The organism is Streptomyces fungicidicus, assembly GCF_003665435.1.
Taxonomy (GTDB): domain Bacteria; phylum Actinomycetota; class Actinomycetes; order Streptomycetales; family Streptomycetaceae; genus Streptomyces; species Streptomyces fungicidicus.
Map to the genome: position 1 here is coordinate 1,933,535 of NZ_CP023407.1, position 26,321 is coordinate 1,959,855.

The window sequence follows — 26,321 nt, forward strand, 5'->3', positions numbered from 1 at the left end:
ACTCCGGCTCCGCCTTCAGGTCGTTCCCCTCCCCATGACGGGTTAATCGCCTTATGCTGCGGGCACATTCCCTTTCTCGCGGGGCGCACGGCGCACTCTCGGCACACCGGAAACCGTCCCAGGAGTTTCATGACCGCACGGGAATACCGCGCCAGACTGGAACAGGCGAGAAAGGCACAGGCGGACGCCGAGCGGCGGGCGGCCTCACTGCGGCGGAAGGAGGCCTCGGCCCGTGCCGCCGCCACCCAGCAGCGCGCCTCGGCGGCACGTACCCGGAGCGCCGGCATCCGCGACAGCAGGCTCCGCACCGCCGCCCGGCGCGAGAGGGACGCCAACACCGCGGCGCGCGACGCCGCTTCGTGGGAGGCCCGCGGCGCCCGCCTCGGCACCCGGGCGGCGGCACTGGACGCACTCCGCGCGGAGGCGGAGGCGGAGGAGCGCGAGGCCGTGGAGACGGTACTGCGGCAGGAACGGCGGGAGGCGATACTGCGGATCGCCTCCGAACAGGCACGGATCGACGCACGACTGACCCTGACGGAGGGGAAGATGAACGACGTCCTGAGGCACCTGCGCGCACCCAGGCCGGAGCCCCTGCGGGTCCTGATGCTCGGCGCGGCGGCCGGCGGCGACCTGCGCATCACCCGCGAACAGGCGCGCATCCGCGCGGCGGTGGAGCGCGCGCTCCACCGCGACCTCGTGGAACTGGACGCCCACCCCGCGGCGACGGCCGCCCACCTCCTCGACGGACTCACCCGGTTCCGGCCGCACGTCGTGCACTTCTCGGGTCACAGCGCGGAGGACCTCATCGTCTTCGAGCAGGACACCGACCACTTCCACGACGGCGCCGTCGTCTCCGCCAGGGCCTTCGCCCGTGCCATCGCCGCGGTGGACGAGCAGCCGCTGCTGGTGCTGCTCAACTCCTGCGACTCCGCTCCCCAGGCGTCCCGCCTGGTCGACACCGTCCCGCTGGCGATCGGCATGTCGGCGTCCATCGGGGACATCGACGCGATCACCTACGCGGCGCGCTTCTACGCGGCCGTCGCCGACGGCCAGTCGATCCGCTCGGCTCACGCCCAGGGCCGGGTGGCGATCGAGATGGCGGGCCTCCTCGACCACGACCTGCCCACCCTGTTCCACGCCGGCGACGTCGACCCGTCGGCGGCCTTCCTCGTCACACCACCCACCACTGCCCCGCCCCCGCTTCCGCACCCGACGGACGAGGACCCCGAAGCCCTGCCCAGCCCGTGAGACCGTGACCCGGCGGGCCACCCCCGCCCCTCGGCCGACGCTCAGCCGGAGCGCCGCACGGCCGCCTCGACGGCACCCTCGAACAGCGCCTCCGCCGCCGTGACCACATGGACGAGGGCGTCCGGGCTCGCCGTCAGCGACTCCAGCAGGGCATCGGCTCCGGTCAGCCCCGCACGGCGGATCAGGCCCTTGTCGTTGGTGACCCACTCGCCGCGCGCCGCGAGTACCGCGTGGGCGGTCTGGGTCGCGGCGACGGCGATGCTCCCGGCCACCTGGGTGAGCGCGCCCCGGGGAGCGTGCCCGTCCTTCGCGTAGGCCAGGGTGGCGGTGGCCGTGCCGTGCCAGCGGGGCGGGGCGGACTCGCGCAGTGCCCGCGGATAGGCGGCGGGGCGGGGCAGTTCGCCGCGCAGCACCTCGTTGACCGCGAGTTCGGCGGCCAGCAGGTACGTCGGGATGCCGGCCAGGTGGAACATCAGCGGCTCGACGCGGAAGCGGCCCTCCGCCGCCTCCGCCAGTTCGTGCTCGACGACGTCGAGGTCGCGGTAGTGGACGTCGGCCCGGCGCCCGTCGATGGTGAGCCACGCGCCGCCGTTGAAGACGCCGCCGCCCCAGCCGCCGATCTCGGAGACCTCGCCCTCCCAGCCGACCGCGCGCAGGTCGTCCGGGTCGAAGGCGCCCCGGTAGTAGACCGCCAGGTCCCAGTCGCTGTCCGGGCGCTCGGTGCCCTGGGCGCGCGAGCCGCCGAGTGCGACGGCTCGGACGCCGGGGAGGGCGGCGAGCCGGCCGGCGGTCGCGTCGAGGAAGGCCCGGTCGGAGGGGGAGGGCGGCACGGCGGCGGCTCCTGGCGGTCGGCGACGGTCGTCCGGGCGGCGGGGCCGGCCCGTGGGCAGCGTACGGGGACGCCCGCGCACGGTCGAACGACATACGTGCCCCCCGCCCGCGGCCCGTCCCGCGTGCGGCGCGGGGCGGGCGGGGGCGGCTGAGTTCCCGGGCCGGTCCGGGTCAGCGTCCGGACTGGAGGGCGCTCCAGGTGGCCGGTCCGGCGATGCCGTCCGCCGTCAGACCGCGGCTGCTCTGGTAGGAGACGACCGCGCTCTCGGTGGCGGAGCCGAAGGTGCCGTCGACGGCCACCGTCCTGCCCAGCGCGGCGGTCAGCGCACGCTGCAGCCGCTTGACCGCCTCGCCCGTGCTCCCGCCGCGCACCGTGACGACCTGGCCGGCGGAGAGCAGCGCGGTCCATGTCTTCGGGCCCACCGCACCGTCTGCCACCAGCTTCCGCGACGCCTGGAAGGCCTTCACCGCGCTCTCGGTCGCCGGCCCGAAGCTGCCGTCCACCGTGCCCGGGTCGAAGGACTGGGCCTTCAGCAGCGTCTGCAGCGCCCTGACGTGTTCGCCGGTGGCACCCCTCTTCAGCGTCGGGTAGGAGCTGAAGCTGATGCCGTCCGTGCTGCCGGCGGTGCCGCCGACCAGCTCCATGTAGTACGCCCAGTTCCAGTGCGCGCCGGGGTCGGTGTGGTCGTTGTCCGGGAGCTCGCTGTGGCCGCGGATGTGCGTACGGTCCTTGGGGATGCCGTAGGTGTCGCACAGGTGCCGGGTGAGTGCCGCCGAGGAGCGGTACATCGAGTCGGTGAACCAGCTCGGGTCGTCCACCCAGCCCTCGTGCTCGATGCCCAGGGAGGACGAGTTGGCGGAGCGGGCGTGCCAGGCGGTGTCGCGGTCGCGGACCGTCTGGGTGACCTCGCCGTCCGAGGAGCGGATGACGTAGTGCGCGCTGACCTGGGCGGCCGGGTTCTGGAACCAGCTGATCGCGCCGGCGTAGGAGCCCTGGGTGACGTGGACGACCACCTTGTCGATGGCCGCGGAGCGCCCGGCCGTGTAGTTGCTCGGCGAGGCGGGCACCCACCGCGCCGGCCCGTAGTCGGTGCTCTGGACGCCGAAGGAGGCGTCCCCGGCCGACGGGGCGGCGTAGGCGCCCTTGTCGGGGCTGACGCGCCGCCCGACGACCACGATCTCCTCGGCGCTGTCGGCGCCGCCCGGCCGGGCGAGCAGCCCCTTGGCGAGGAAGTCGTAGACGGTGTCCGCGTAGCGGGCGGCGGCCTGCTTCCCGGCGCCGCTGTAACGGGCCACGGCCCGGTACCAGGCGCCCGGGTCGCGGCGCTCGGTGGCGCTCAGCCGGAGGTCGTCGGCATAGGAGCGCAGCACGGCGGCGGCGCCGTCGATGTTGGCCGCCGGGTCGGCGCGCAGCTGGGCGAGCGGGCGGCCGGTGAGTTCGGCGGCCTCGCGCAGGGTCCGGTGGCCGGGGTTGTCGACGAGGTGCATGACGCCGAAGCCGTGGGCCTGGCTCGGCGCGCCGTTGTGGCCGTCGAGGTGCGTCTCGCTCCAGCCGACGGCGACGAGGAGGTCGCGGGGGACGCCGTGACGGGCGGCGGCCTGGGCGAAGTCACGAGCCGAGGGGGCCTGTTGGGCCTGGGCGGCGGCCGTAGGCGCCGGGGAGGGGGCCGCACCGGCGGGCATCGCGGTGAGGGTGAGCGCGGAGACGGTGGCCGCGACCAGGGTCGCGGTGGTGAGGCGCCGGCGGGTTGCTGCGATGCGCGGGGGCATGGGGGCTCCTGGCGGTTCGGGACAACGGACACAACATGACAGGCGCATGACAATCACGCATGACCGTCACGACCTGATGCGTTACATGCACCGCTCAGCTTGCACCTACGCGCGTTGACAACTCAAGAGCCCACGAACGTCCGTCAGTTGCGGGGCGGGGCCGAGACACCGGCACACCGGGGCGGGCGCGCGCGGCGCGGCCGGGAAACTCGGGTGCGGCGGCAGGCCCACCGGGGGACGATGCGGGGTGCCTTCCGTCCCCCCGAGATCGGAGCCCGCGTGATCCGGCGCGTCACCGTCCCCACGCTCTTCCCACCGCCCGTCTACTCCCACGCCTCCGTCGTCGAGGCGGGCACCAGGCTGGCGTTCCTCGCCGGGTCGGTCCCGCTGGACGCCGCGGGAGACCTCGTGGGCGAGGGCGATCCGGTGCGGCAGGCCCAGCGGGTGATCGCCAATCTCGAGGAGCAACTGCACGCGGTGGGGAGCGACTTGGCACACGTCGTCACGACCGACGTGTACGTGGTGAGCAGTGAGCCCGCGGTGCTGGCCGCCGTGTGGGAGGTGGTCAGGGCGTCCGGGCTGAGCACGGGCCCCCACTCGTCGACCCTGATCGGCGTGGCCTGCCTCGGGTACACCGGGCAGCTCGTGGAGATCACGGCTACGGCGGTCGTGCCGGAGGCCGGGGACTCATGACGAACGGCGCACGGGACGTGCTGCTGCGGCGGGCGCTGGCGTCCGACGCCGAGGCCGCCGCCGCGGTCTGGCTGCGGTCGTTCGCCGCCGCGCTGCCGGGCGTGGTCCGGCCGCGGTCCGACGACGAGGTCCGCGCGTACTTCCGGCACGTGCTGGTGCCCGCGCGGGACACCTGGCTGGCGGAGGCGGCGGGCGGGGCCGTGACCGGGGTGATGGTGCTGGAGGGCGAGGAACTCGAGCAGCTGTACCTCGCCCCCGAGTGGCGCGGACGCGGGATCGGCGACCGGTTCGTCGCGCTGGCCAAGGAGCGCAGCCCCGGGGGCCTCACGCTGTGGACCTTCCAGGTCAACGGCCCCGCGCACCGCTTCTACGAGCGTCACGGCTTCACGGCCGTGGAGTGGACGGACGGCGCCGGGAACGAGGAGCGGGAGCCGGACGTCCGCTACGTGTGGCGGCCGTAGCCGCCGGCGCGGCTACGGGTGCAGTACGACCTTGGTGTAGCCCTCGATCCGCTTGTCGAACTTGTCGTACGCCGACGCCGCCTGGTCCAGGGGCAGCTCGTGGGAGACCACGAAGCTGGGCTTCGCCCTGCCCTCGATGATCATGTCGCGCAGCTGCCGGTTGTAGCGCTTCACGTTGCACTGCCCCGTGCCGACCCGCAGGCCCTTCTCGAAGAGCTTGCCGATCGCGACGAGCAGCATGCCCTGCTTGGCCTGCTCGTCCGGGGCCCCGGGGTCGGACGGGACGTACAGGCCGGGCACGCCGAGCGCTCCGGTCGCGCGGACCGTGTTGACCAGCGAGTTCAGCACCGTCGCCGGTTCCTCGCGGTCCGTTCCGCCCTTCGTGGCCTGGTAGCCCACGGCGTCGACGCCCTTGTCCGTGCCGACCCCGTCGGTCTGGTCCTTGATCTGCTCGACCGGGTCGCCCTCGGCGAAGTTGATGGGGACCGCGCCGATCTCCTGGGCCTTCTGCAGCCGCTCGGCGACCCGGTCCACGACGAACACCTTCTTCGCGCCGCGCAGCAGCGCCGAGTAGGCGGCCATGAGCCCGACCGGCCCCGCGCCGTACACCGCGACGCTCTCACCGGGGCGGACCTGGGCGAGTTCGCAGCCGTGGTAGCCGGTGGGGAAGATGTCGGCGAGCAGGATGAAGTCGGTCTCGTGCTCCTTCCCCTGCGGCAGCTTCAGACAGTTGAAGTCGGCGTAGGGCACGCGCAGGTACTCGGCCTGGCCGCCCTTCCAGGGGCCCATGGCGACATAGCCGTAGGCGCCGCCCGGGAAGCCGGGGTTGACCGTCAGGCAGTAGCCGGTGAAGCCCTCGGCGCAGTTGCGGCAGAATCCGCAGGCGACGTTGAAGGGCATGACCACGCGGTCACCCTGCTTCAGCGAGGTGACGCCCTGGCCGACCTCCTCGATGATCCCCATGTTCTCGTGGCCGAAGACGATGCCCGGCTCGGCCGCGGTGCGGCCCTCGTACATGTGCAGGTCGGAGCCGCATATCGCGGTGGAGCTGACCTTCACGATCACATCGTTCGGATGCTGGACGGTGGGCTTCTCGACGTCTTCGACCTCGACGCTGAACGGTCCCTTGTACACGACGGCCTTCATGGCTGAGACCTCCGATCTCGGGTGAGTCATCTCTCATGGTTCCGCTCTCCACCCGGTCGGGCAAACCGGTAATCTGCGGCGACATGGGGCATACGAGTCCGATGCCGATCCAGCACGAAGAGAGGAAGAGGCGGGGAAATGGCAGCACAGCGACTGGGAACTCTGCTGGTCCCGGTGCCGGGGCTGTCCGGCACCGTCTACCCGCCGGGAACGACCGTCACGGTCCGTGGCCGCGGCTCGTCCGTCGACGCCTTCGTCCACGGCGACTGGCTCTCGCTGGCGTGGTGGGAGTTCTCCGACGGCCTCCGCGAGGACATCGCCGACCGCTGACGCGGGCCGGGGCGGACCGGGCCCGGGGTGGAGCCGGGCCCGGGTGCGGGCTCAGGTGACCTTGACCCAGTCCAGGGTGCGCTCCACGGCCCGCTTCCAGTCCTGGTAGCCCTCCTGGCGCTGCTCCTCGGACCACTCCGGGCTCCAGCGCTTCGACTCCTGCCAGTGGGAGCGCAGCTCGTCCGTGTCGTTCCAGAAGCCGACGGCGAGCCCGGCGGCGTAGGCGGCGCCCAGCGCGGTGGTCTCGGCGACCACCGGACGGCTGACCGGGACGCCCAGCACATCGGCCTGGATCTGCATGCACAGGTCGTTCGCGGTCACGCCGCCGTCGACCTTGAGCACGTCCAGGTGCACGCCCGAGTCCTGCTCCATGGCCTCGACCACGTCGCGGCTCTGGTAGCAGATGGCCTCCAGCGTGGCCCGCGCGATGTGCGCGCCGGTGTTGTAGCGGGCCAGCCCGACCATGGCGCCCCGGGCGTCGGAACGCCAGTAGGGGGCGAACAGGCCCGAGAAGGCCGGGACGAAGAACATCCCGCCGTTGTCGTCCACCTGGCGGGCCAGCTGCTCGCTCTCCGGGGCGCTGTTGATGATCTTCAGCTGGTCGCGCAGCCACTGCACGGCCGCGCCGGTGACGGCGATGGATCCCTCCAGCGCGTACACCGCGGGCTGCCCGGCGAACTGGTACGCCACCGTCGTCAGCAGCCCGTGCTGCGAACGCACCAGCTCCGTACCGGTGTTGAGCACCAGGAAGTTGCCGGTGCCGTAGGTGTTCTTGGCCTCGCCGGGTGAGAAGCAGACCTGGCCGACGGTCGCCGCGTGCTGGTCGCCCAGGACACCGGTGATCGGGACGGCGGCGCTCAGCGGCCGCGAGGTGCGGGCCGTGCCGTACGCCTCGGGGTCGGACGAGGCGTGGATGGCCGGCAGCATCGCGCGCGGGATGCCGAAGATGCCGAGGAGTTCGTCGTCCCAGTCCAGGGTCTCCAGGTTCATCAGCATGGTGCGGCTGGCGTTGGTCACGTCGGTGGCGTGCACACCGCCGTTGGGTCCGCCGGTGAGGTTCCACAGCACCCAGGCGTCCGTGTTGCCGAACAGGGCATGGCCGGCCTCGGCGGCCTCGCGCAGTCCGTCCACGTTCTCCATCAGCCACTTGATCTTGCCGCCGGAGAAGTAGGTGGCCGGCGGCAGCCCCGCCTTGTGCCGGATGACGTCGCCGTGGCCTTCGCGTTCGAGGGCCGCGGCGATGCGGTCCGTGCGGGTGTCCTGCCACACGATGGCGTTGTAGTACGGGCGGCCGGTCCGGGGGTCCCAGACCACCGTCGTCTCACGCTGGTTGGTGATGCCGATGGCCCGCAGGTCCTCGGCCGTCAGACCGCCGGCCCGGAGGCCGTTCTGGATCACCGTGTTGGTGCGCTCCCAGATCTCCACCGGGTCGTGCTCCACCCAGCCCGAGCGCGGCAGGATCTGCCGGTGCTCGAGCTGGTGCCTGGCCACCTCGTTGCCGGAGTGGTCGAAGATCATGAAGCGTGTGCTGGTGGTCCCCTGGTCCACGGCACCGACGAATTCGGGCATCGCTGCCACCTCCTGGCGTTACGAGGGCTCTTCCGTGGCCGGGCCCTCTTCGGCGTCGCCCATCCTGGCCTTGAGCACCGGGCTGATGATCAGGTCGTACGCGAACACTCCGAGGACCCCGCCGATGAGCGGTCCGACGATGGGGATCCACCAGTAGTCGCTGAACCAGCCGAACGTCCCGGGCAGGGCGATCGATCCCCAGCCTTCGAAGAACGTGAAGAGCCGTGGGCCGAAGTCTCGCGCGGGATTGATCGCGTATCCGGCGTTGGTGCCGAACGTCAGACCGATGGCGACGACCACCAGGCCGATGATGAACGGGTGGAGATTCGCCATCGGAGCGGTGTTGCGGGTGTCGATGAGCGCGCAGATCAGCAGGAGCAGGATGCCGGTTCCCACGATCTGGTCGAGCAGGGGTCCCCACCAGGAATCCCCGAAGTATTCGGCGGGAAACGTGGCGAAGATGGAATAGGTGCCCAGCGACTTGTCACGCGGGAGGCCCGCCTTGGTGTTGGACGCGTCGATGGCCCAGTGGTAGCAGGCGTAGATGAGTGCGGCGGCCACGAAGGCGCCCAGCACCTGGGCCAGCCAGTAGGGCAGCACCTTCCGCCAGGGGAAGTCCCGTCGTACGGCGAATGCCAGGGTCACGGCGGGATTGATGTGGGCGCCGCTGATGCCGCCGGCCACATAGACGCCGAACACCACGGCGAGGCCCCAGCCCCACGAGATGATGAGCCAGTTGGCGGGTCCGAATTCCACGAACTGCCGGCCCGAACCGGGAAGTCCGACGACGGCCACGGCCACCGATCCGATGCCCAGCAGCAACAGGACGAACGTCCCCAGGAATTCGGCAAGCATCTCGCCGACGATTCCTTTTCCGTATCCACGTCTTTGTGCGACGCGCTCAGCCATCGGCCCTCCTCGGCTGGAATGGCGCAATCCGTCCCTCCCCTCACCGGAAGCGTATGCGGGCCTTGTCGGTCATGCCCGTCGGGAAACGGAATTCCCTCCCATGGAGCAAGGCGGGCCGGTGTTCACCCGCCGTGGCGCGCGTACCGGTCCGTCGCCGCCACCAGCGCGTCGTCGCCGGCCTGGCCGGCGTCGTGGCCGGCCTCGTCCACGATCGTCAACTCGCTGCCCGGCCAGGCGTGATGGAGCCGCCAGACGATGCCGAGGAGGTTGCCGAAGTCGAGACTGCCCTGAACGAGGGTGCCGGGGACGCCCTCCAGGAGGTGGGCGTCGCGCAGGACCACCTCCGCGTCGCCGGCCCCGCCGTCGCCGAGGAAGTGGTCGTTGCCCCAGTAGTGGGTGACGGTACGGGCGAAGCCCCGGCGGAACACCGGGTCCTGGAAGCGCGCGACCGAGCCGGGGGGCGCGGGGATCGTCGCGGTCTCCCAGTCGGTCCAGGCCTTCGCCGCCCGCTCCCGCACCTCCGGGTCCGGCGACTCCAGCAGCCGGTTGTACGCGGCGGCCAGGTTGCCGTCGCGCTCGCCGGCGGGCAGTGCGGCGAGGAACCGCTCGTGGGCCTCCGGGAAGATGTTCCCCAGCCCCCTGGTGAGGAGGTCGACTTCGGCGTGGGAGCCGGTCGCCACGCCGGTCAGCACCAGTTCGGAGACCACCCCGGGGTGGGTCTGCGCGTACCGCAGTCCGAGTACGGACCCCCACGACACGCCCCACACCAGCCACCGTTCGATGCCGAGGTGCGCGCGCAGTCGCTCCAGGTCCGCGAGGAGGTGGGCGGTGGTGTTCACGCGCATGTCGGTGGCGGGGTCGCTCGCGGGCGGTGTCGAGCGTCCCGCGCCGCGCTGGTCGAGCAGCACGATGCGGTAGGCCGCGGGGTCGAAGTAGCGCCGGAGGTTGGGGCCCGCGGACGAGCCCGGTCCGCCGTGCAGCACCAGCGCGGGCCTGCCCCGCGGGTTGCCGCTGGTCTCCCAGTACACGCGGTTGCCGTCACCGACGTCGAGCATGCCGTGGTCGTACGGTTCGATCTCCGGATATCTGCTCATCGGAGCAATCTAGAGGTACCGGCGGAGACGGCTCAGCTTCATTTCGGCGGAGGCAGTCCCGCCGCCCCGGCCGCCGTGCGCAGCACCTCCCTGAGCATCTCGGGGGTGAGGCGGCCGGTGAAGGTGTTGCGCTGGCTGACGTGGAAGCAGCCGAACAGGTGCAGACCGGGGCCGTCGGGGGCGTCCAGCGTGACATGGGCGCCGTGCGCGAAGGCGGGGCGGGGCCGGGGCACGGTCCAGCCGGCCTCGGCGAACGCGGGCAGCGCGGCCTGCCAGCCGAAGGCGCCGAGTACGAACGCGGCCCGCACCGTCGGCCGCAGCAGGTTCAGCTCCCGCACCAGCCAGGGCCGGCAGGCGTCCCGCTCCTCGGGCGTGGGCCTGTTGGCGGGCGGGGCGCAGTGCACGGGCGAGGTGACCCGCACGCCGTACAGCTCCAGGCCGTCCCCGGCGTGCACGGACGTCGGCTGTGAGGCGAGCCCCACGTCGTACAGCGCCCGGTACAGCACGTCTCCGGAACGGTCCCCGGTGAACATCCGTCCGGTGCGGTTCCCGCCGTGCGCGGCCGGCGCCAGGCCGATGATCAGCAGCCGGGCGTCCGGCGGCCCGAACCCCGGCACCGGCCTCCCCCAGTACGTCCAGTCCGCGAAGGCGGCCCGCTTGGTCCGGGCGACCTCCTCCCGCCACTCGACCAGCCGGGGACAGGCACGGCAGCCCGCGATGCGCTGGTCGAGCCGGTCGAGGCCGCTGGGGTCCATGTCTCCACGGTAGGTGTTCGGGGCCGCCGAAAACCCGGCGCCACCGGCCGGACCGGGGAGCTAAGGTCGGGACCATGGCTTCTGAGCACGCCGAGGACCCCGCAACCGCCGCCGCCGTGGCCGCCGCGGAGGCGGCGGGGCCGACCGGCGGTGAGTCCGTGCGGATCGACAGCTGGATCTGGTCGGTGCGTCTGGTCAAGACACGGTCCCTCGGCGCGGCCGCCTGCAAGGGCGGGCACGTCCGGGTCAACGGCGAGCGCGTGAAGCCGTCGCACTCCGTGCGCGTCGGTGACGAGGTGCGGCTGCGGGCCGAGACCCGGGAGCGGGTCGTCGTGGTGAAGCGGCTGATCCGCAAGCGGGTCGGCGCCCCGGTGGCCGTCCAGTGCTATGTGGACAACTCCCCGCCGCCCCCGCCCCGCGAGGCCGTCGCCCCGGCCGGCATCCGCGACCGCGGCGCCGGACGCCCGACGAAGCGCGACCGTCGCGACATGGAACGGCTGCGGGGGCTGGGCGCGCCCGGCGCGTTCGGCCCGCCGGGCGGCTTCGGGCCGTCCGGCGGCGCCGGAGGCCCGGCGAGGCCCGAAGGCCGCGGCTTCGCCGGTGGCCCGGACGCCGGGTCCGGGGGACGTGACGGGTCCGGCGGACGCGACGGGCGTGGCGGGTCCGACGGGCGCCGGGGCCGGGGCAAGAGGTCCGGCGGTACGGCCAGGCCGTGACTACACGGTGTGGATTCCCGCGGTCCGCTGCACCGGAGCGGGCCCCCGGGCGCTCAGGCGCCGGGCACCGCGATCGCCCTCACCCATGTCCCGTCGTCCGTCAGACAGCGGTCCACTTCCAGGCCCGCCTCCCCCAGGGCCGCCTCGAACTGCTCCCTGGTCAGCGGACGGGCGCGGAAGGTCTGGGTCCAGACCGCGTCCGGGAACACGTACTCCGCGTGCACCGAGTCGACGCCGTCACCGACCGGCTCCGACGACACGATCCGCACGGTGAAGCCGGACGGGTCCACCCGCTCGCGCGGCACATTGGTGTGGTAGTCCTCGCCCTCCCGCTGGATCAGTACGCGTCCGCCCTCCGCCAGGTGCCGCCGGCAGGTGCGCAGCATGCCCCGCCGGACCTCCTCGTCCCCCGCGTGCACCAGGAACGACGCGAGCAGCACCACGTCGAACGTCTCGCCGAGGTCGAGCCTCTCTATGGACCCGCGTATCGTCCGGGCCCCGCGCACCCGCTCCAGCATCTCCACGGACTCGTCCACCGCCGTGACGTCGAAGCCGCGCTCCAGCAGCGCGTGCGTCATCCTGCCGACCCCGCAGCCCAGCTCCAGGATCCGCGCCCCGGCCGGCACCGCGGAGGCGATGACGTCCGGCTCGTCCCCGACGGGCAGCCGCGAGTACAGCTCCACCGCGCAGCCGTCCGGGGTGATCACCCCGGGACCCGTGCCCTCGTACCCCTCACGCATTCTCAGCTCCATGCCCGCCCAACGGACGGCGTCCGGACACCCGTTCCCCACCGGCCGAGCTTCACCCGACCGAGTGAAGGATGCTGGGTGGTGGGACCCCGTGCAGAGGGGCCGGCGGGGGCCGGCGCGGACGGGAGTGGTGATCGTATGCGTACGGGCAGTGAGCCGGTGACCGCGCGCAGTGCGCTGCGGATGCGGTTCTGGCTGAGCGTGTGGGGCGTGGTCTGGTCGGTGTCCGGGACGGTGGCGTTCGCGCTCTCGGGCCACCCGGGATGGGCGCTGCTCTGCGGGTTGCTGTGGCTGCTGATCACCGTCGACCTGGTCGTCGTCCTCCGGCACATCCACCAGGGGCCGCACTACCAGCCGGGGCCCGGCGTCCCCCCGTACCAGCCGCCGAGCAGCCGTCCCTAGCGGGCGGCGGTCAGGCGTCGAAGCGGGCGGCCTTCAGGTACTCCGGGTTCGGGTCCAGCGCGGCCGCCAGCCGGAAGTGGCGCTTGGCCGGGTGGGGGCGGCCCTGCCGCTGATAGGTGCGGGCGAGCGCGAAGTGGGCGAAGGCGTTGTCCGGCTCGCGCTCCAGGACCAGGGAGAACTCCAGCTCGGCGGGGCGCAGCTGGGCCGCCGCGAAGAAGGCACGGGCGCGCAGCAGCCGCGCGGCCGTGTTCTCCGGGTGGACGTCGATCACACCGTCGAGCAGTTTCACGGCACCGCGCGGGTCCCTGGAGGCGAGCAACTGCTCGGCGGCACGGAAGTCGATGACATGCGTTTCCGGCGTACGTCCGGTCGAACCGCTGGTCTCGGGCACGGCGGGATCCTTCCCTCACTGAACGGGTTCAACGCCCCGCCCGGTGCGCCCTATTCCGCGGGGGACCGCCGGGACGCCCGGTCCTCCAGCTGGGACCACACGTCCCCGACCCGCCGGCGCAGCGCGTCGAGGGGCACGTCGTTGTCGATGACGATGTCGGCGATCGCCCGGCGCTCCTCGCGGGACGCCTGGGCGGCCATCCGCGCGCGGGCGTCCTGCGCGGTCATGCCGCGCCGGTCCACGAGCCGGTCGAGCTGGGTCTCGGGGCTCGCGTCGACGACGATCACCAGGTCGTAGAGGGGGGCGAGGCCGTTCTCGGTGAGGAGGGGGACGTCGTGGACGACCACCGCGTCCACGGCGGCGGCCTCCTCCAGCTCGCGGGAGCGGGCGCCGACCAGGGGATGGACGATCGCGTTGAGGACGGCCAGCTTCTCCGGGTCGGCGAAGACGAGGGAGCCGAGCTTCGGCCGGTCGAGGGCGCCGTCCGCGGTGAGGATCTCCTCGCCGAAGGCGTCCACGACCGCCGCCAGGCCGGGCGTGCCCGGTTCGACGACCTCCCGCGCGATGCGGTCCGCGTCGATGAGCACGGCCCCGTGTTCGACGAGCAGCCGCGACACCTCGCTCTTGCCGGCGCCGATCCCACCGGTCAGGCCCACTTTCAGCATGGGAGCAGCCTAGGCGGTGCCTGCGGCGCCGGTTCCGGAGGGCGTCAGTTGTCGCCCTCCCGCTCGGCCAGGAAGCGTTCGAACTCGCGGCCGATCTCGTCCGCCGACGGGATCTCCACCGGCTCGGCGAGCATGTTGCCCCGGGTCTCGGCGCCCGCGGCGGCGTCGTACTGGTGCTCCAGGCCCTGGATGAGGGCGGTGAGTTCCTCGTCGCCCTCCCGGATCTGGCGGTCGATCTCCGTCTGGGTGCGGTGGGCGTCGGTGCGCAGGGAGTGCGCGACGCCCGGCAGGACCAGTCCGGTCGCGGCCGTGATGGCCTCCAGGGCGGTCAGCGCGGCGTCCGGGTACGGGGAGCGGGCGATGTAGTGCGGCACGTGAGTGGCGACGCCCAGCACGTCGTGGTCGGCCTGCATCAGCCGGTACTCGACGAGGGCCTCGGCGCTGCCCGGCACCTGCGCCTCGTCGAAGGCGGTGCCGGCCACCGGGACCAGGTCGGTGCGGTTGCCGTGCGGGGTGATGCCGACGGGGCGGGTGTGCGGGACGCCCATGGGGATGCCGTGGAAGTTCACCGACAGGCGCACGCCGAGCCGCTCCACGATCTGCCGGACGGCGGCGGCGAAGCGCTCCCACTCCACGTCCGGCTCGGGCCCGGAGAGCAGCAGGAAGGGCGCTCCGGTGGCGTCCTGGACGAGGTGGACCTCGAGGGCGGGCACCTCGTAGTCGCTCCACCGGTCGCGGGTGAAGGTCAGCAGCGGGCGGCGGGCGCGGTAGTCGACGAGCCGGTCGTGGTCGAACCGGGCGACGACCTGGTGGGGCAGCGAGTCGAGCAGCCGGTCGACGATCTGGTCACCGGTCTCCCCCGCGTCGATGTACCCGTCGAAGTGGTAGAGCATGACAAGTCCGGCCGACTCCTGGGCCAGCGCCATGTCGACGACGCTCAGCCCCTTCGGCTCCCAGGCGTACAAACCCTGCGGATCAAGCACAGTGACCGCTCCTCCTCGTGTTCGTACTGCACAACGTGCCGTGCGCCACCCGCATTCCCCGGGGAGCGGGGGGGAACGCAGCACCGAGGGCCCGCACCTCGAAAGGTGCGGGCCCTCGGTCAACGGTCAAGCGTCGGCGCGGAGCGTCAGCTCTGGCCGCCCGCCAGCTTCTCGCGCAGCGCGGCGAGCGCCTCGTCCGAGGCGAGCGCGCCGGACTGGTCGCCACCCTCGGAGGAGTACGAACCGCCACCGGACGCGGCCGGAGCGGCGGCCTCGCCACCCTCGGCGGCGGCCTTCTCGTCCGCCTCGCGGGACTTGATGACCTGCGCCTGGTGCTGCTCGAAGCGCTGCTGCGCCTCGGCGTACTGCGTCTCCCAGGCCTCGCGCTGGGTCTCGTAGCCCTCGAGCCAGTCGTTGGTCTCGGGGTCGAAGCCCTCGGGGTAGATGTAGTTGCCCTGGTCGTCGTAGGACGCGGCCATGCCGTACAGGGTCGGGTCGAACTCGACCGTCGACGGGTCGGCACCGAAGGCCTCGTTGGCCTGCTTCAGCGAGAGGCTGATGCGACGGCGCTCGAGGTCGATGTCGATGACCTTGACGAAGATCTCGTCGTTGACCTGGACGACCTGCTCCGGGATCTCCACGTGGCGCTCGGCCAGCTCGGAGATGTGGACCAGACCCTCGATGCCCTCGTCCACGCGGACGAACGCACCGAACGGAACCAGCTTCGTGACCTTGCCGGGCACGACCTGGCCGATCTGGTGGGTGCGGGCGAACTGCTGCCACGGGTCTTCCTGGGTCGCCTTCAGCGACAGGGAGACGCGCTCGCGGTCCATGTCGACGTCCAGGACCTCGACCGTGACCTCCTGGCCGACCTCGACGACCTCGGAGGGGTGGTCGATGTGCTTCCAGGACAGCTCGGAGACGTGGACCAGACCGTCGACGCCACCCAGGTCCACGAAGGCACCGAAGTTGACGATCGAGGAGACGACGCCGGAACGGACCTGACCCTTCTGGAGGGTGGTGAGGAACGTCTGGCGCACCTCGGACTGGGTCTGCTCCAGCCAGGCACGGCGGGACAGGACCACGTTGTTGCGGTTCTTGTCCAGCTCGATGATCTTCGCCTCGAGCTCCTTGCCCACGTAGGGCTGGAGGTCGCGGACGCGGCGCATCTCGACCAGGGAGGCCGGGAGGAAGCCGCGGAGGCCGATGTCGAGGATGAGACCACCCTTGACGACCTCGATGACGGTACCGGTGACGATGCCGTCCTCTTCCTTGATCTTCTCGATGGTGCCCCAGGCACGCTCGTACTGGGCGCGCTTCTTCGAGAGGATCAGGCGGCCTTCCTTGTCCTCCTTCTGGAGGACCAGGGCCTCGATCTCGTCACCGACGGCGACGACCTCGTTGGGGTCGACGTCGTGCTTGATCGAGAGCTCGCGGCTCGGGATGACACCTTCGGTCTTGTAACCGATGTCGAGCAGGACCTCGTCCCGGTCGACCTTCACGATGACGCCGTCGACGATGTCGCCGTCGTTGAAGTACTTGATCGTCTCGTCGATCGCGGCGAGGAATGCTTCCTCGTTACCGATGTCGTTGACCGCAACCTGCGGGGTGGTGGCGGTGGTCTCGGTGCTGCTCGTCATGTGGGAAAGGGCTCCGGTACGGACATTGAAGTCGTAGGTACTGCTACGCCGGAGCCCGTTTCGCTCTGCAGAAGCCGGACAGCCAAGGAAGCGCCCACCAGGGAAAACGGTGATGACGCCTCGAAAACCGAGGGGACATACAACAGATGCAAGCGCAGCCTGCTACGTCTGAGGTGCGCAGGCTCGCAGCGCAACTTGTAGCATACGGGGGCAGCCGGGCAGGGTCAATGCGCGAAGCCGCCCACCCGGGGCGGATCGCCGCATAACCGGCACAATTCCCGTCATCCGAGGCCACGCAGGGGCGGTGAGCCCCTTCCGCGACACGCCCGGGACCGGCTGGTTGGACGGAAGAGTACGACGAGGGAGCCGATCATCCAAGAGCCCGAAGCGCCCGAACCGGAGGCGACCCGGCGGCAGGCCGGTGTCACCGAGAGCTCCCACGCCAATCGTGGCTGGTGGGACCGGAACGCGGACGAGTACCAGATCGAGCACGGCACCTTCCTCGGCGACGACCGTTTCGTGTGGGGCCCCGAGGGGCTGGACGAGGTGGAGGCCGAGCTGCTCGGCCCGCCGGAGGAGCTGAAAGGGCGGGACGTACTGGAGCTGGGCGCCGGCGCGGCGCAGTGCTCCCGGTGGCTGGCCGCCCAGGGGGCGCGTCCGGTGGCGCTGGACATCTCGCACCGGCAGCTGCAGCACGCGCTGCGGATCGGCGGGCCGTTCCCGCTCGTGTGCGCCGACGCGGGCGCGCTGCCGTTCGCGGACGGTTCCTTCGACCTGGCCTGCTCGGCGTACGGGGCACTGCCCTTCGTGGCCGATCCCCGGCTGGTGCTGCGCGAGGTGCGGCGGGTGCTCCGGCCGGGCGGCCGGCTGGTCTTCTCGGTGACGCACCCGATCCGCTGGGCGTTCCCCGACGAGCCCGGCCCCGAGGGACTGAGCGTGTCCGCGTCGTACTTCGACCGCACGCCCTACGTGGAGCAGGACGAGCGGGGCCGCGCGGTGTACGTGGAGCACCACAGGACGGTCGGGGACCGGGTCCGGGACGTCGTCGCCTCCGGGTTCCGGCTGGTGGACCTGGTGGAGCCGGAGTGGCCGGCCTGGAACACCTCCGAGTGGGGCGGCTGGTCCCCGCTGCGCGGCGGCCTGATCCCGGGAACGGCGGTCTTCGTGTGCGTGCGGGACTGAGTACGTGATCCGTCATGACGCGCTCGACTCCCTCCCGGTACGCGACGCCCTGCCCGGGCTGACGGGCGCGCTCGACGCGCACGGCACCGCGGTGCTGGTGGCGCCGCCCGGCACCGGCAAGACGACGCTGGTGCCGCTGGCGCTGGCCGGACTGCTCGGGGACTCCCCCGCGCGGCGCGTGGTGGTCGCCGAGCCGCGGCGGATCGCGGCCCGCGCGGCGGCCCGCCGGATGGCGTGGCTGCTGGGCGAGCGGGCCGGCGGGACGGTCGGCTTCACGGTGCGCGGGCAGCGGGCGGTGGGGCCGCACACGCGCGTGGAGGTCGTCACGACCGGTGTGCTCCTCCAGCGCCTGCAGCGCGACCAGGAGCTCGCCGGGGTGGACGTGGTGGTGCTCGACGAGTGTCACGAGCGGCATCTGGACGCGGACACGGCCGCGGCGTTCCTGTGGGACGTGCGCGAGACGCTCCGCCCCGACCTGCGGCTGGTGGCCGCGTCGGCGACGACGGACGCGCGGGGCTGGGCACGGCTGCTGGGGGACGCGCCGGTGGTGGAGGCGCGCGGCGCCGCGTACCCGGTGGAGACGGTGTGGGCCCCTCCCCCGCGTGCGGTACGGCCGCCGCACGGGATGCGGGTCGACCCGGCGCTGCTGACGCATGTGGCGTCGGTGGTGCGGCGGGCGCTGGCCGAGCGGGACGGCGACGTGCTCGCGTTCCTGCCCGGCGTCGGGGAGATCGCCCGGGTGGCCGGGCAGCTCGGGGACCTCGGCGGGACCGAGGTGCTCCAGGTGCACGGGCGGGCGCCGGCGGCCGCGCAGGACGCGGTGCTGTCCGCCGGGGAACGGCGCCGGGTGGTGCTGGCGACCTCGGTGGCGGAGTCGTCGCTGACGGTTCCCGGCGTGCGGGTCGTCGTGGACTCCGGGCTCGCGCGGGAGCCGCGGGTGGACCACGCGCGCGGGCTGAGCGCGCTGACGACGGTACGGGCCTCCCGCGCGGCGGGACGGCAGCGGGCGGGACGGGCCGGGCGTGAGGCGCCGGGCGCGGTGTACCGGTGCTGGGCGGAAGCGGAGGACGCGCGGCTGCCGTCCTTCCCGTCCCCCGAGATCAAGGTGGCCGACCTGACGGCGTTCGCGCTCCAGGCGGCCTGCTGGGGCGATCCGGACGCCTCCGGACTGGCCCTGCTGGATCCGCCGCCGGCCGGCGCGATGTCCGCGGCCCGGGCCGTTCTGACGGCGATCGGCGCGGTGGAGCCCGACGGGCGGGCCACCGGGCGGGGTGCGCGGCTGGCCCGTCTGGGCCTGCACCCCCGGCTGGGCCGCGCCCTGCTGGACGCGGCCCCGGTGGCGGGCGCGGACCTCGCCGCCGAGACGGTCGCCCTGCTCTCGGAGGAGCCCCCGCGCGACTACGGCGACGACCTCGCCGGCGCGCTGCGGGCCGCCCGGCGCGGCCGTGACGCGTACGCCGCGCGCTGGCGCACGGAGGTCCGCCGTCTGCGCCGTCTGGTGCCGGAGCCCTCCGGCGGAGCCGGGAACCCGGCGCCGGACGCGCGCGGGGAGGACGAACGGGTCGGGCTGGTCGTCGCGTCGGCGTTTCCCGAGCGGGTCGCCCGGGCCGTCGAGGGGTCGCTGCTGATGGTGGGCGGGCCCCGGGCCGAGGCGGGGGCGGGTTCCGGGCTGCGGGGGGCCGAGTGGGTCGCCGTCGCCGTGGCCGACCGGCCGGTGGGACGGGGGCACGCGCGCGTGCTGCTCGGGGCCGCTGTCGACGAGGGCACCGCCCGGCTCGCGGCGGGCGCGCTGCTGGAGCGCCGTGACGAGGTGCGCTGGGCCGACGGGGACGTCGTCGCGCGGCGGGTCGAGCGGCTCGGGTCGGTGGAGCTGGCCGTGCGGCCGCTCGCCGACGCCGGCCCCTCGCTCGTACGGGACGCGCTGCTGGACGGGCTGCGGCGGGAGGGGTTCGGTCTGCTGCGGTGGCCGGCCGGGGCGGTCGCGCTGCGGCAGCGGCTGGCGTTCCTGCACGGCCGGCTCGGTGAGCCGTGGCCCGACGTGTCCGACGGGGCGCTGCACGCGCGGGTGGACGAGTGGCTGGAGCCGGAGCTGGGGCGTGCCCGGCGGCGGGCCGACCTCGCGCGGATCGACGCCGGCCAGGCGCTCGGGCGGCTGCTGCCCTGGGCCTCCGGGGAGGCCGCGCGGCTCGACGAGCTCGCCCCGGAGCGGATCACCGTACCGAGCGGGTCCGGGATCCGGATCGACTACTCGGACCCGGAGCGGCCGGTGCTCGCCGTGAAGCTCCAGGAGATGTTCGGGCTGCAGGAGTCACCGCGGGTGGCCGGGGTGCCGCTGCTGGTGCATCTGCTCTCCCCGGCCGGGCGGCCCGCCGCCGTCACCGCGGACCTGGCGTCCTTCTGGCGGGACGGCTACCGGGGCGTACGGGCCGAACTGCGCGGCCGCTACCCCAAGCACCCCTGGCCGGAGGATCCGGCCACCGCCGAGCCGACCCGGCACACCAGCGCGCGGCTCAGGCGGTGATCCGTTCCGGTTCCGCTCAGGCGGTGGGGCTCGCCGACGGTTCGGCGGACGCCGACGGTTCGGCGGACGGGGCCGGTTCGGCGGACGGGGCCGGGGACTCCGTCTCGGCCGCCGCCACGGTCAGTTCGACGGTAAGGGTCGCCCCGCCCGCGGTGGTGACGCGGAGCAGGAACGTGCCGGCGGTGTCGTCCGCGTAGAGCTGCGGCAGCTTCAGCAGGCCGTTCGCGTCCGTCCGCAGGCCGCCGAGGGTGCGGACGGCGTTGCCGTCGGCGTCCTTGAAGTAGGGGCCCTTGTCGTTCACCGCCGGGTCGTCGGCCGAGGTGACGAGCGTGGCGGTGGCGGCGACCTTGTCGGCGGCCGCGCCCTCGTAGGTGGCCTTCAGCTCGACCGGGTCCGCGAACTCGCCGCCCGGGACGCAGGTGAGCGCCTTGTCGCCGGTGCGGACGAGGGTGTCGGCGGCGCGCTCGGTGACGGTCGCCTTGTAGGCGACGCCCTTGACCGTGCGGCCGGCCACGGTGGCCCGGACGGCGACGGGGCCGGTCTTCTCGCCCGCCTGGAGCGCGGGAGCCACGGCGACGCCCGAGCTGTCGGTGACGACGGTGGCGACGCTCTCGCCGCCGCTGAAGGTGGTGTCGGTGTCGCCGACGACGGTGAAGCGGATCCGCACCTTGGCCACCGCCTTGCCGGCGTCCGTCTCGGCGCGGGCGCGGAGCCGCTCGCCGAAGGTGTCGCCCGCCATCGCGGTGAGCTTCGCGGTGCCGGCGTCCTCCAGGTGGTCCACCGTGTCGGTGGGGGTGGGCGGAGTGGTGCCGGGCGGGGTGGTCGGGGTGCCGCTGCCCGGGTCGGCCGGCGGCTTGGGGCTCGGGGCTGCGCCGGACGGCTTGCCGGGCGTGCGGCCGGGCTCGGGCGACGTGCCCGGCGTGGACGGGGAGGAGGGGTAGGTCGGCGTGGGACGCACCGTGGTGTCGCTGCGGTCCGCCGGCAGCGTGCCCGTGCCGTCCGGGATCTCGTGGGTGCCCTTGCGGTAGTACTCCAGCCACGACAGGACGGTGTTCAGGTACTCCGTCGAGTTGTTGTAGCTGAGGATCGCCCTGTCGAGGTCGCGCTGGTCGGACAGGTCCCAGTCGAAGCGGCACAGGTAGTGGCCGGCGGCGAGGGCGGCGTCGTAGATGTTGTTGGGGTCCTCGCGGCCGTCGCCGTTGCCGTCGCGGCCCGCCCACTCCCAGGTGGAGGGGATGAACTGCATGGGGCCGACGGCCTGGTCGTAGCTGCTGTTGCCGTCGTAGGCGCCGTTGTCGGTGTCCTTGATGAGGGCGAAGCCGTTGCCGTCGAGCTGGGGGCCGAGGATGGGCGAGAGGGTGGTGCCGTCGGCGCTGACGCGTCCGCCGCGGGCCTGGCCCGACTCCACCTTGCCGATGGCGGCGAGGAGTTGCCAGGGCAGGTTGCAGCCGGGCTTCTTCTCGCGCAGCGAGGCCTCGGCCTTCTTGTAGGCGTCGAGGACGGTCGCGGGTATGCCGGCCTCCGACACACCGGACGTGTCCGTGCCGGTGCTCGCGGACGGGGAGGGGTTGGGGCTGTTGAGCGGCGGCAGGTCCGTGTAGTAGGGGGAGTTGCCGGTCGCTCCGGAGCCCTCGGCGGTCTCGGGCGAGGGCGTGGCATCGGCGGCGGACTGTCTGTCCGGGCCGTCGGCCGTCACGCCCGGGGCCTGGGACGCGGACAGGGCCGCCACGGCCAGTGCGGCCACCGCGGTGGTCGCCGCGCCCTTGTACAGCCTCCTGCCGAAATGCGCCGCCATGGAGTGAGCCCCTCCCGTGGACGCCGTGACGTCCGTCAACGTGTGTTGTGTTCGCCCTGTTGTGACGATCCACCCGCCCCGCCGGTTGCCCTCTCGCGGACATCCGGCGCGACGACCCTCGCGACCCTACGACAACTTCCTTTGCCCGGACACCCGTTCATGCCCCATTTTCACCGGTTGACCACGTTCGGCGTCGCGCATACTGAGGCCTGTCGATCATCGCGGCCGGCCGGGCCGGTCAACCGCTGCCACGAGGAGCCGAGTTGCCGTTCACGCTGAGCCACGCGGCGGCGGTGCTGCCCGCCGTGCGCACGGACGGGAGCGGGCGGGGCCCGCTGGTGCCCGCCGTGCTGGTCGCGGGCAGCTTTGCTCCCGACATGACCTATTACGCGGCGAGTGTCCTGTCGGGGGCGATGGAGTTCGGCGACGTCACCCACGGGTTCCCGGGGGTGTTCACGGTCGATGTGCTCATCGCCTGGGCGCTGGTGGGGCTGTGGCTGCTGGTGCGGGAACCGCTGGTGGCGCTGTTGCCCCGGGCCCGGCAGGGGCGGGTGGCGGTGCTCCTGAGGTGCGGTGCGCCGCGGGCGCGGGTGCGGGCGTCGCTGGTGGCGCGCTGGTACGTCTCCGCGGTGCTGGGGGCGTTGACGCACGTGGTGTGGGACGCGTTCACGCATCTCGACCGGTGGGGGATGCGGGTGTTCCCCGTGCTGGGCGAGGAGGTGGCCGGGTCTCCGCTGTACTGGTACCTGCAGTACGGCGGTTCCGCGGTGGCCGCGGTCGTGATCGCGGTGTTCGCGGCGCGGGCGCTGCGCCGGGCGCCGGCCGGCGCCGGGCCGGCGGGGGTGCCGGTGCTGTCCCGCGGGGACCGGTGGTGGGCCCTCGCGCTGCTCGGGGGCTGCGCGGCGGTGGGGGCGGGGCACCGGGCCTCACGGTGGTGGGCCTACTGGGGCGCGACCGCGAAGCCCTGGGAACTGATTCCGACCGTGTGCTTCGGCGCGGGCGCGGGGCTCGCGCTCGCGCTGCCGCTGTACGCGGTGGCCGTCAGGGTTTGGCGTCCGGCCACGGAGGTCCCGGCGGGTGCGGATACGCGGCGGCCGAGCCGTACGGCCGCACCCTGAGGGTGTCCCCGGCCGCGACGAACACGGTGACGGTGCGGACCGGGCGGGGGCGGGGCAGCAGGGTGAGCACGAGGGTGAGGTAGGCGCGGGTCAGCTCGGCCCACAGCCGCCAGGGTGGCTGCTCGTCCCGGCGGGCCGCGGGGGCGGGGCCGGTGACGCGCCGGCGGAGGTTCGCCGTGGCGCTCCGCAGGGCGGTCGCGAGGGTGGCGGGGATGCGGGCGGTGCTTGCGGCGGCCGCGAAGACCGGAACCGGCTCGGACGCCCCGGGGGTGGGTCCGTCGGTGCCGGTCCGCGGGGGTGCCGCGCTGCGGTGAAGCATGCGTATACCCATGCCTCGCATGGTGTCCCTCCCGGCGGGACGGCGGCGCTTCTGCGAGGGCCACGCGAGTGAAGCCCCCGCCGGCACCGGGGCGAAGCCCCCGGGCCCCGGCCGGTTCGGCACCGCCGGGGCGGGCCCGTCCTTGGTGCTCGCCGTTGCGGCGGATATGGGCGGCGGGCCGCACGGGGGCGGGGGGCTCCCCGAGGCTGCCCGGCGGGTATCGGTGGAGGTGGGGCGGGGAGGGGTGGCTCCCCGCCCTTTGGTCAGTGGGCTGCGGATTCCCAGTCGGGGCCCGCGCCCACCGAGACGCCCAGGGGGACCCGGAGTTCGACGGCGGTGGACATTTCGCGGCGGACCAGGTCCTCCACCGCGGCGCGCTCGCCGGGGGCGAGTTCCAGGACGATTTCGTCGTGGACCTGGAGGAGCATGCGGGAGCGCAGGTCCGCCTCGCGCAGGGCGCGGTCCACGTTCAGCATGGCGATCTTGACGATGTCCGCCGCCGTGCCCTGGATCGGCGCGTTCAGCGCCATGCGCTCCGCCGCCTCGCGACGCTGGCGGTTGTCGCTGTTGAGGTCGGGGAGGTAGCGACGGCGGCCGAAGAGGGTCGCCGTGTAACCCGTGGCCCGCGCTTCGTCGACCACCCGGCGCAGATAGTCCCGTACGCCGCCGAAGCGCTCGAAGTACGCGTCCATCAGGGCGCGCGCCTCCGCCGCCTCGATGTTGAGCTGCTGGGAGAGGCCGAAGGCCGACAGCCCGTACGCCAGGCCGTACGACATCGCCTTGATCTTGCGGCGCATCTCCGCGTCCACCGCGGACTGCTCGACCGAGAACACCTGCGCGGCCGCCGTGGTGTGCAGGTCCTCACCCGAGGTGAACGCCTCGGTCAGGCCCGCGTCCTCGGAGAGGTGGGCCATCACGCGCAGTTCGATCTGGCTGTAGTCGGCGGTGAGGAGCGACTCGAAGCCCTCGCCGACCACGAAGCCCCGGCGGATCGCACGGCCCTCGTCCGTGCGGACCGGGATGTTCTGCAGGTTGGGGTCGGTGGAGGAGAGCCGGCCCGTCGCGGCGACCGTCTGGTTGAACGTGGTGTGGATGCGGCCGTCCGCGGCGATCGTCTTGATCAGGCCCTCGACGGTGACCCGCAGCTTCGCCTGCTCACGGTGGCGCAGCATGATCACCGGCAGTTCGTTGTCCGTCTGCGTCGCGAGCCAGGCCAGGGCGTCGGCGTCCGTGGTGTAGCCGGTCTTCGTCTTCTTCGTCTTCGGCAGGGCCAGCTCACCGAAGAGGACCTCCTGGAGCTGCTTCGGCGAGCCCAGGTTGAACTCGTGCCCCGCCGCCGCGTGCGCCTCCTTCACCGCCTGCTGCACGGCGCCCGCGAACATCTGCTCCATCGCCTGGAGGTGCTCCCGGTCGGCCGCGATGCCGTGCCGCTCCATGCGGGCCAGCAGCGCGGACGTGGGCAGCTCCATGTCGCGGAGCAGATCCGCCGCGCCCACCTCCGCGAGGCGGCCCTCGAAGGCCTCGCCCAGGTCGAGGATGGCGCGGGCCTGCACCATCAGCGCCTCGGCCTCCGCGCCGTCGTCCGCGCCGAAGGCCAGCTGGCCGTCGGGCGCGGCGGCGGGCGCCAGCTCGCGGTGCAGGTACTCCAGGGACAGCGCGTCCAGGTCGAAGGAGCGGCGGCCCGGCTTCACCAGGTACGCGGCGAGCGCGGTGTCCATGGTGACGCCCTCGATGGTCCAGCCGTGCTCGGCGAAGACCCGCATCGCGCCCTTGGCGTTGTGGAACACCTTGGGGCGCTCCGGGTCGGCCAGCCAGGCGGTGAGCGCCCGCTCGTCGGCCTCGTCCAGCTCGGACGGGTCGAACCAGGCGGCCGGTCCGGCGGCCGTGGCCAGCGCGATCTCGGCGACGGAGCCCGTGCCGAGCGCCCAGGTCCCGACGGTGGCGATCCCGAGGGGGCCGGTGCCGTGCTCGCCGAGCCAGGCGGTCAGCTCGCCGGTGCCCAGCACGGTGCCGTCCAGCTCCACGCCCTCCGTGACGACCGGGGTGGCCTCGGCCTCCTCGGCGCCCGGGTCGACGGCGAACAGCCGCTCGCGCAGGGACGGGTTCCTGATCTCCAGGGTGTCCAGGATCATCGCCACGGCCTTGCGGTCGTAGGCGGCGCGCTCCAGGGCGAGGACGCCCTGGGACAGCTCGACCCGGCGCTCCAGCTCGGTGAGGCGGCGGTTGAGCTTCACGGACTCCAGGTGGTCGCGCAGGTTCTGCCCGGCCTTGCCCTTGACCTCGTCGACGCGCTCGACCAGCTCGGCGAAGGAACCGAACTGGTTGATCCACTTCGCGGCGGTCTTCTCGCCGACGCCGGGGATGCCGGGCAGGTTGTCCGAGGGGTCGCCGCGCAGTGCGGCGAAGTCGGGGTACTGCGCGGGTGTCAGACCGTACTTCTCGAAGACCTTCTCCGGGGTGAACCGGGTCAGCTCGGAGACGCCCTTGGTCGGGTACAGCACCGTGGTGTGCTCGGAGACCAGCTGGAAGGAGTCGCGGTCGCCGGTGACGATCAGCACCTCGAAGCCCTCGGCCTCGGCCTGGGTGGCGAGGGTGGCGATGACGTCGTCCGCCTCGAAGCCCTCGACGGCGAAGCGCTGGGCGTGCATCGCGTCGAGGAGCTCGCCGATCAGCTCGACCTGGCCCTTGAACTCGTCGGGGGTCTTGGAGCGGTTCGCCTTGTACTCGGTGAACTCCTCCGAGCGCCAGGTCTTGCGGGAGACGTCGAAGGCGACGGCGAAGTGGGTGGGGGACTCGTCACGGAGCGTGTTGGCCAGCATCGACGCGAAGCCGTAGATCGCGTTCGTCGGCTGGCCCGTCGCGGTGGTGAAGTTCTCCGCGGGCAGCGCGAAGAACGCGCGGTACGCGAGGGAGTGCCCGTCCATGAGCATCAGGCGTGGGCGGGGGGCGCCGGCGGTCCGGTCGGTCTTCTTCGATGCTGTGTCTGCCACGTGTCCGATCCTGCCACGTGGCACTGACAGTCTGTTCCGGCCGC

The 26,321-nt window shown here is 73.1% G+C and carries 24 protein-coding genes; 9 read left to right on the top strand and 15 right to left on the bottom strand.

All coding sequences use genetic code 11. The features are described 5' to 3' along the window. The first annotated feature begins 129 nt into the window (after window positions 1–129). The gene (locus CNQ36_RS08785) at window positions 130–1,248 is read left to right on the top strand and encodes a coiled-coil domain-containing protein (protein ID WP_206278444.1); all 1,119 of its coding nucleotides are present in this window, start codon (window positions 130–132) and stop codon (window positions 1,246–1,248) included. 41 nt (window positions 1,249–1,289) lie between these two features. Here the strand turns inward: CNQ36_RS08785 and CNQ36_RS08790 are convergent, their stop codons facing one another. Continuing rightward, the gene (locus tag CNQ36_RS08790) at window positions 1,290–2,078 is read right to left on the bottom strand and encodes a nucleotidyltransferase family protein (protein WP_121545569.1); all 789 of its coding nucleotides are present in this window, start codon (window positions 2,076–2,078) and stop codon (window positions 1,290–1,292) included. A gap of 172 nt (window positions 2,079–2,250) precedes the next feature. Beyond that, on the bottom strand, window positions 2,251–3,849 hold the full coding sequence (locus CNQ36_RS08795) for a peptidoglycan-binding protein (protein ID WP_121545570.1): 1,599 nt from the start codon (window positions 3,847–3,849) through the stop codon (window positions 2,251–2,253). 279 nt (window positions 3,850–4,128) lie between these two features. Here CNQ36_RS08795 and CNQ36_RS08800 point away from each other — a divergent pair, with 279 nt between their 5' ends. Next, a complete protein-coding gene (locus CNQ36_RS08800; RefSeq protein WP_121548403.1) occupies window positions 4,129–4,542 on the top strand; it encodes a RidA family protein in 414 nt (137 codons plus the stop codon). Then, window positions 4,539–5,003: a GNAT family N-acetyltransferase gene (locus tag CNQ36_RS08805; RefSeq protein WP_121545571.1), complete on the top strand. Its 465-nt coding sequence runs from the start codon at window positions 4,539–4,541 to the stop codon at window positions 5,001–5,003. The genes CNQ36_RS08800 and CNQ36_RS08805 overlap by 4 nt, the downstream gene beginning before the upstream one ends. Before the next feature lie 12 nt (window positions 5,004–5,015). Here the strand turns inward: CNQ36_RS08805 and CNQ36_RS08810 are convergent, their stop codons facing one another. Further along, window positions 5,016–6,149, bottom strand: coding sequence for a glutathione-independent formaldehyde dehydrogenase (locus CNQ36_RS08810; RefSeq protein ID WP_121545572.1), 1,134 nt, complete (start codon window positions 6,147–6,149; stop codon window positions 5,016–5,018). A 138-nt stretch (window positions 6,150–6,287) separates the two neighbouring features. Here CNQ36_RS08810 and CNQ36_RS08815 point away from each other — a divergent pair, with 138 nt between their 5' ends. Next, window positions 6,288–6,479, top strand: coding sequence for a hypothetical protein (locus tag CNQ36_RS08815; RefSeq protein WP_040907462.1), 192 nt, complete (start codon window positions 6,288–6,290; stop codon window positions 6,477–6,479). Window positions 6,480–6,530: 51 nt separating this feature from the next. Here CNQ36_RS08815 and glpK read toward each other — a convergent pair whose 3' ends face one another. From glpK to CNQ36_RS08835, 4 genes are all read right to left on the bottom strand, one after another. Continuing rightward, window positions 6,531–8,048: a glycerol kinase GlpK gene (gene glpK, locus CNQ36_RS08820; RefSeq protein WP_004932569.1), complete on the bottom strand. Its 1,518-nt coding sequence runs from the start codon at window positions 8,046–8,048 to the stop codon at window positions 6,531–6,533. Window positions 8,049–8,066: 18 nt separating this feature from the next. Continuing rightward, complete coding sequence (locus tag CNQ36_RS08825) at window positions 8,067–8,903, bottom strand: MIP/aquaporin family protein (protein ID WP_240659418.1); 837 nt, start codon at window positions 8,901–8,903, stop codon at window positions 8,067–8,069. Between the two features lie 176 nt (window positions 8,904–9,079). Further along, window positions 9,080–10,051 (bottom strand): prolyl aminopeptidase, encoded by a 972-nt coding sequence (gene pip, locus CNQ36_RS08830; RefSeq protein ID WP_121545573.1) that lies wholly within the window; start codon window positions 10,049–10,051, stop codon window positions 9,080–9,082. Window positions 10,052–10,089: 38 nt separating this feature from the next. Next, entirely contained in the window at window positions 10,090–10,806 is a 717-nt protein-coding gene (locus CNQ36_RS08835) for a uracil-DNA glycosylase (RefSeq protein WP_121545574.1), read from the bottom strand. A 74-nt stretch (window positions 10,807–10,880) separates the two neighbouring features. On the opposite strand from CNQ36_RS08835, the gene CNQ36_RS08840 reads away from it, so the two are divergent. Then, window positions 10,881–11,522, top strand: coding sequence for an RNA-binding S4 domain-containing protein (locus tag CNQ36_RS08840; protein WP_004932558.1), 642 nt, complete (start codon window positions 10,881–10,883; stop codon window positions 11,520–11,522). A gap of 53 nt (window positions 11,523–11,575) precedes the next feature. On the opposite strand, the gene CNQ36_RS08845 is transcribed toward CNQ36_RS08840, so the two are convergent. Further along, window positions 11,576–12,262: a class I SAM-dependent methyltransferase gene (locus CNQ36_RS08845; protein WP_228312934.1), complete on the bottom strand. Its 687-nt coding sequence runs from the start codon at window positions 12,260–12,262 to the stop codon at window positions 11,576–11,578. 147 nt (window positions 12,263–12,409) lie between these two features. On the opposite strand from CNQ36_RS08845, the gene CNQ36_RS08850 reads away from it, so the two are divergent. After that, on the top strand, window positions 12,410–12,673 hold the full coding sequence (locus CNQ36_RS08850) for a DUF6343 family protein (RefSeq protein WP_121545576.1): 264 nt from the start codon (window positions 12,410–12,412) through the stop codon (window positions 12,671–12,673). Between the two features lie 10 nt (window positions 12,674–12,683). Here the strand turns inward: CNQ36_RS08850 and CNQ36_RS08855 are convergent, their stop codons facing one another. From CNQ36_RS08855 to rpsA, 4 genes are all read right to left on the bottom strand, one after another. Next, window positions 12,684–13,064, bottom strand: a complete 381-nt coding sequence (locus CNQ36_RS08855; RefSeq protein ID WP_004932551.1) for a tetratricopeptide repeat protein — start codon at window positions 13,062–13,064, stop codon at window positions 12,684–12,686. A gap of 50 nt (window positions 13,065–13,114) precedes the next feature. Then, window positions 13,115–13,729 (bottom strand): dephospho-CoA kinase, encoded by a 615-nt coding sequence (coaE, locus tag CNQ36_RS08860; RefSeq protein ID WP_121545577.1) that lies wholly within the window; start codon window positions 13,727–13,729, stop codon window positions 13,115–13,117. Between the two features lie 44 nt (window positions 13,730–13,773). Next, window positions 13,774–14,712, bottom strand: a complete 939-nt coding sequence (locus tag CNQ36_RS08865; RefSeq protein WP_121545578.1) for a PAC2 family protein — start codon at window positions 14,710–14,712, stop codon at window positions 13,774–13,776. Window positions 14,713–14,858: 146 nt separating this feature from the next. Then, entirely contained in the window at window positions 14,859–16,352 is a 1,494-nt protein-coding gene (gene rpsA, locus CNQ36_RS08870; protein WP_037937712.1) for a 30S ribosomal protein S1, read from the bottom strand. Window positions 16,353–16,688: 336 nt separating this feature from the next. Here rpsA and CNQ36_RS08875 point away from each other — a divergent pair, with 336 nt between their 5' ends. After that, window positions 16,689–17,534 (top strand): class I SAM-dependent methyltransferase, encoded by an 846-nt coding sequence (locus CNQ36_RS08875; protein WP_176119518.1) that lies wholly within the window; start codon window positions 16,689–16,691, stop codon window positions 17,532–17,534. 4 nt (window positions 17,535–17,538) lie between these two features. Then, complete coding sequence (hrpB, locus tag CNQ36_RS08880; RefSeq protein WP_121545580.1) at window positions 17,539–20,055, top strand: ATP-dependent helicase HrpB; 2,517 nt, start codon at window positions 17,539–17,541, stop codon at window positions 20,053–20,055. Between the two features lie 16 nt (window positions 20,056–20,071). On the opposite strand, the gene CNQ36_RS08885 is transcribed toward hrpB, so the two are convergent. Continuing rightward, window positions 20,072–21,850: a lytic transglycosylase domain-containing protein gene (locus CNQ36_RS08885; protein WP_121545581.1), complete on the bottom strand. Its 1,779-nt coding sequence runs from the start codon at window positions 21,848–21,850 to the stop codon at window positions 20,072–20,074. Between the two features lie 263 nt (window positions 21,851–22,113). Between CNQ36_RS08885 and CNQ36_RS08890 the strand changes: the two genes are divergently transcribed. After that, window positions 22,114–22,968, top strand: a complete 855-nt coding sequence (locus tag CNQ36_RS08890; protein WP_121545582.1) for a DUF4184 family protein — start codon at window positions 22,114–22,116, stop codon at window positions 22,966–22,968. Here CNQ36_RS08890 and CNQ36_RS08895 read toward each other — a convergent pair. After that, window positions 22,892–23,299, bottom strand: coding sequence for a hypothetical protein (locus tag CNQ36_RS08895; protein WP_121545583.1), 408 nt, complete (start codon window positions 23,297–23,299; stop codon window positions 22,892–22,894). The genes CNQ36_RS08890 and CNQ36_RS08895 overlap by 77 nt on opposite strands. Window positions 23,300–23,550: 251 nt before the next feature. Beyond that, on the bottom strand, window positions 23,551–26,277 hold the full coding sequence (gene polA, locus CNQ36_RS08900) for a DNA polymerase I (RefSeq protein WP_121545584.1): 2,727 nt from the start codon (window positions 26,275–26,277) through the stop codon (window positions 23,551–23,553). Window positions 26,278–26,321: the final 44 nt, after the last annotated feature.

Coding starts and splice junctions, on each gene's coding strand:
- CNQ36_RS08785 (WP_206278444.1), top strand. CDS start 130: ATGACCGCACGGGAATACCGCGCCAGACTGGAACAGGCGAGAAAGGCA.
- CNQ36_RS08795 (WP_121545570.1), bottom strand. CDS start 3,849: ATGCCCCCGCGCATCGCAGCAACCCGCCGGCGCCTCACCACCGCGACC.
- CNQ36_RS08805 (WP_121545571.1), top strand. CDS start 4,539: ATGACGAACGGCGCACGGGACGTGCTGCTGCGGCGGGCGCTGGCGTCC.
- CNQ36_RS08810 (WP_121545572.1), bottom strand. CDS start 6,149: ATGAAGGCCGTCGTGTACAAGGGACCGTTCAGCGTCGAGGTCGAAGAC.
- CNQ36_RS08815 (WP_040907462.1), top strand. CDS start 6,288: ATGGCAGCACAGCGACTGGGAACTCTGCTGGTCCCGGTGCCGGGGCTG.
- glpK (WP_004932569.1), bottom strand. CDS start 8,048: ATGCCCGAATTCGTCGGTGCCGTGGACCAGGGGACCACCAGCACACGC.
- CNQ36_RS08825 (WP_240659418.1), bottom strand. CDS start 8,903: ATGCTTGCCGAATTCCTGGGGACGTTCGTCCTGTTGCTGCTGGGCATC.
- pip (WP_121545573.1), bottom strand. CDS start 10,051: ATGAGCAGATATCCGGAGATCGAACCGTACGACCACGGCATGCTCGAC.
- CNQ36_RS08835 (WP_121545574.1), bottom strand. CDS start 10,806: ATGGACCCCAGCGGCCTCGACCGGCTCGACCAGCGCATCGCGGGCTGC.
- CNQ36_RS08840 (WP_004932558.1), top strand. CDS start 10,881: ATGGCTTCTGAGCACGCCGAGGACCCCGCAACCGCCGCCGCCGTGGCC.
- CNQ36_RS08845 (WP_228312934.1), bottom strand. CDS start 12,262: ATGCGTGAGGGGTACGAGGGCACGGGTCCCGGGGTGATCACCCCGGAC.
- CNQ36_RS08850 (WP_121545576.1), top strand. CDS start 12,410: ATGCGTACGGGCAGTGAGCCGGTGACCGCGCGCAGTGCGCTGCGGATG.
- coaE (WP_121545577.1), bottom strand. CDS start 13,729: ATGCTGAAAGTGGGCCTGACCGGTGGGATCGGCGCCGGCAAGAGCGAG.
- rpsA (WP_037937712.1), bottom strand. CDS start 16,352: ATGACGAGCAGCACCGAGACCACCGCCACCACCCCGCAGGTTGCGGTC.
- CNQ36_RS08885 (WP_121545581.1), bottom strand. CDS start 21,850: ATGGCGGCGCATTTCGGCAGGAGGCTGTACAAGGGCGCGGCGACCACC.
- CNQ36_RS08895 (WP_121545583.1), bottom strand. CDS start 23,299: ATGGGTATACGCATGCTTCACCGCAGCGCGGCACCCCCGCGGACCGGC.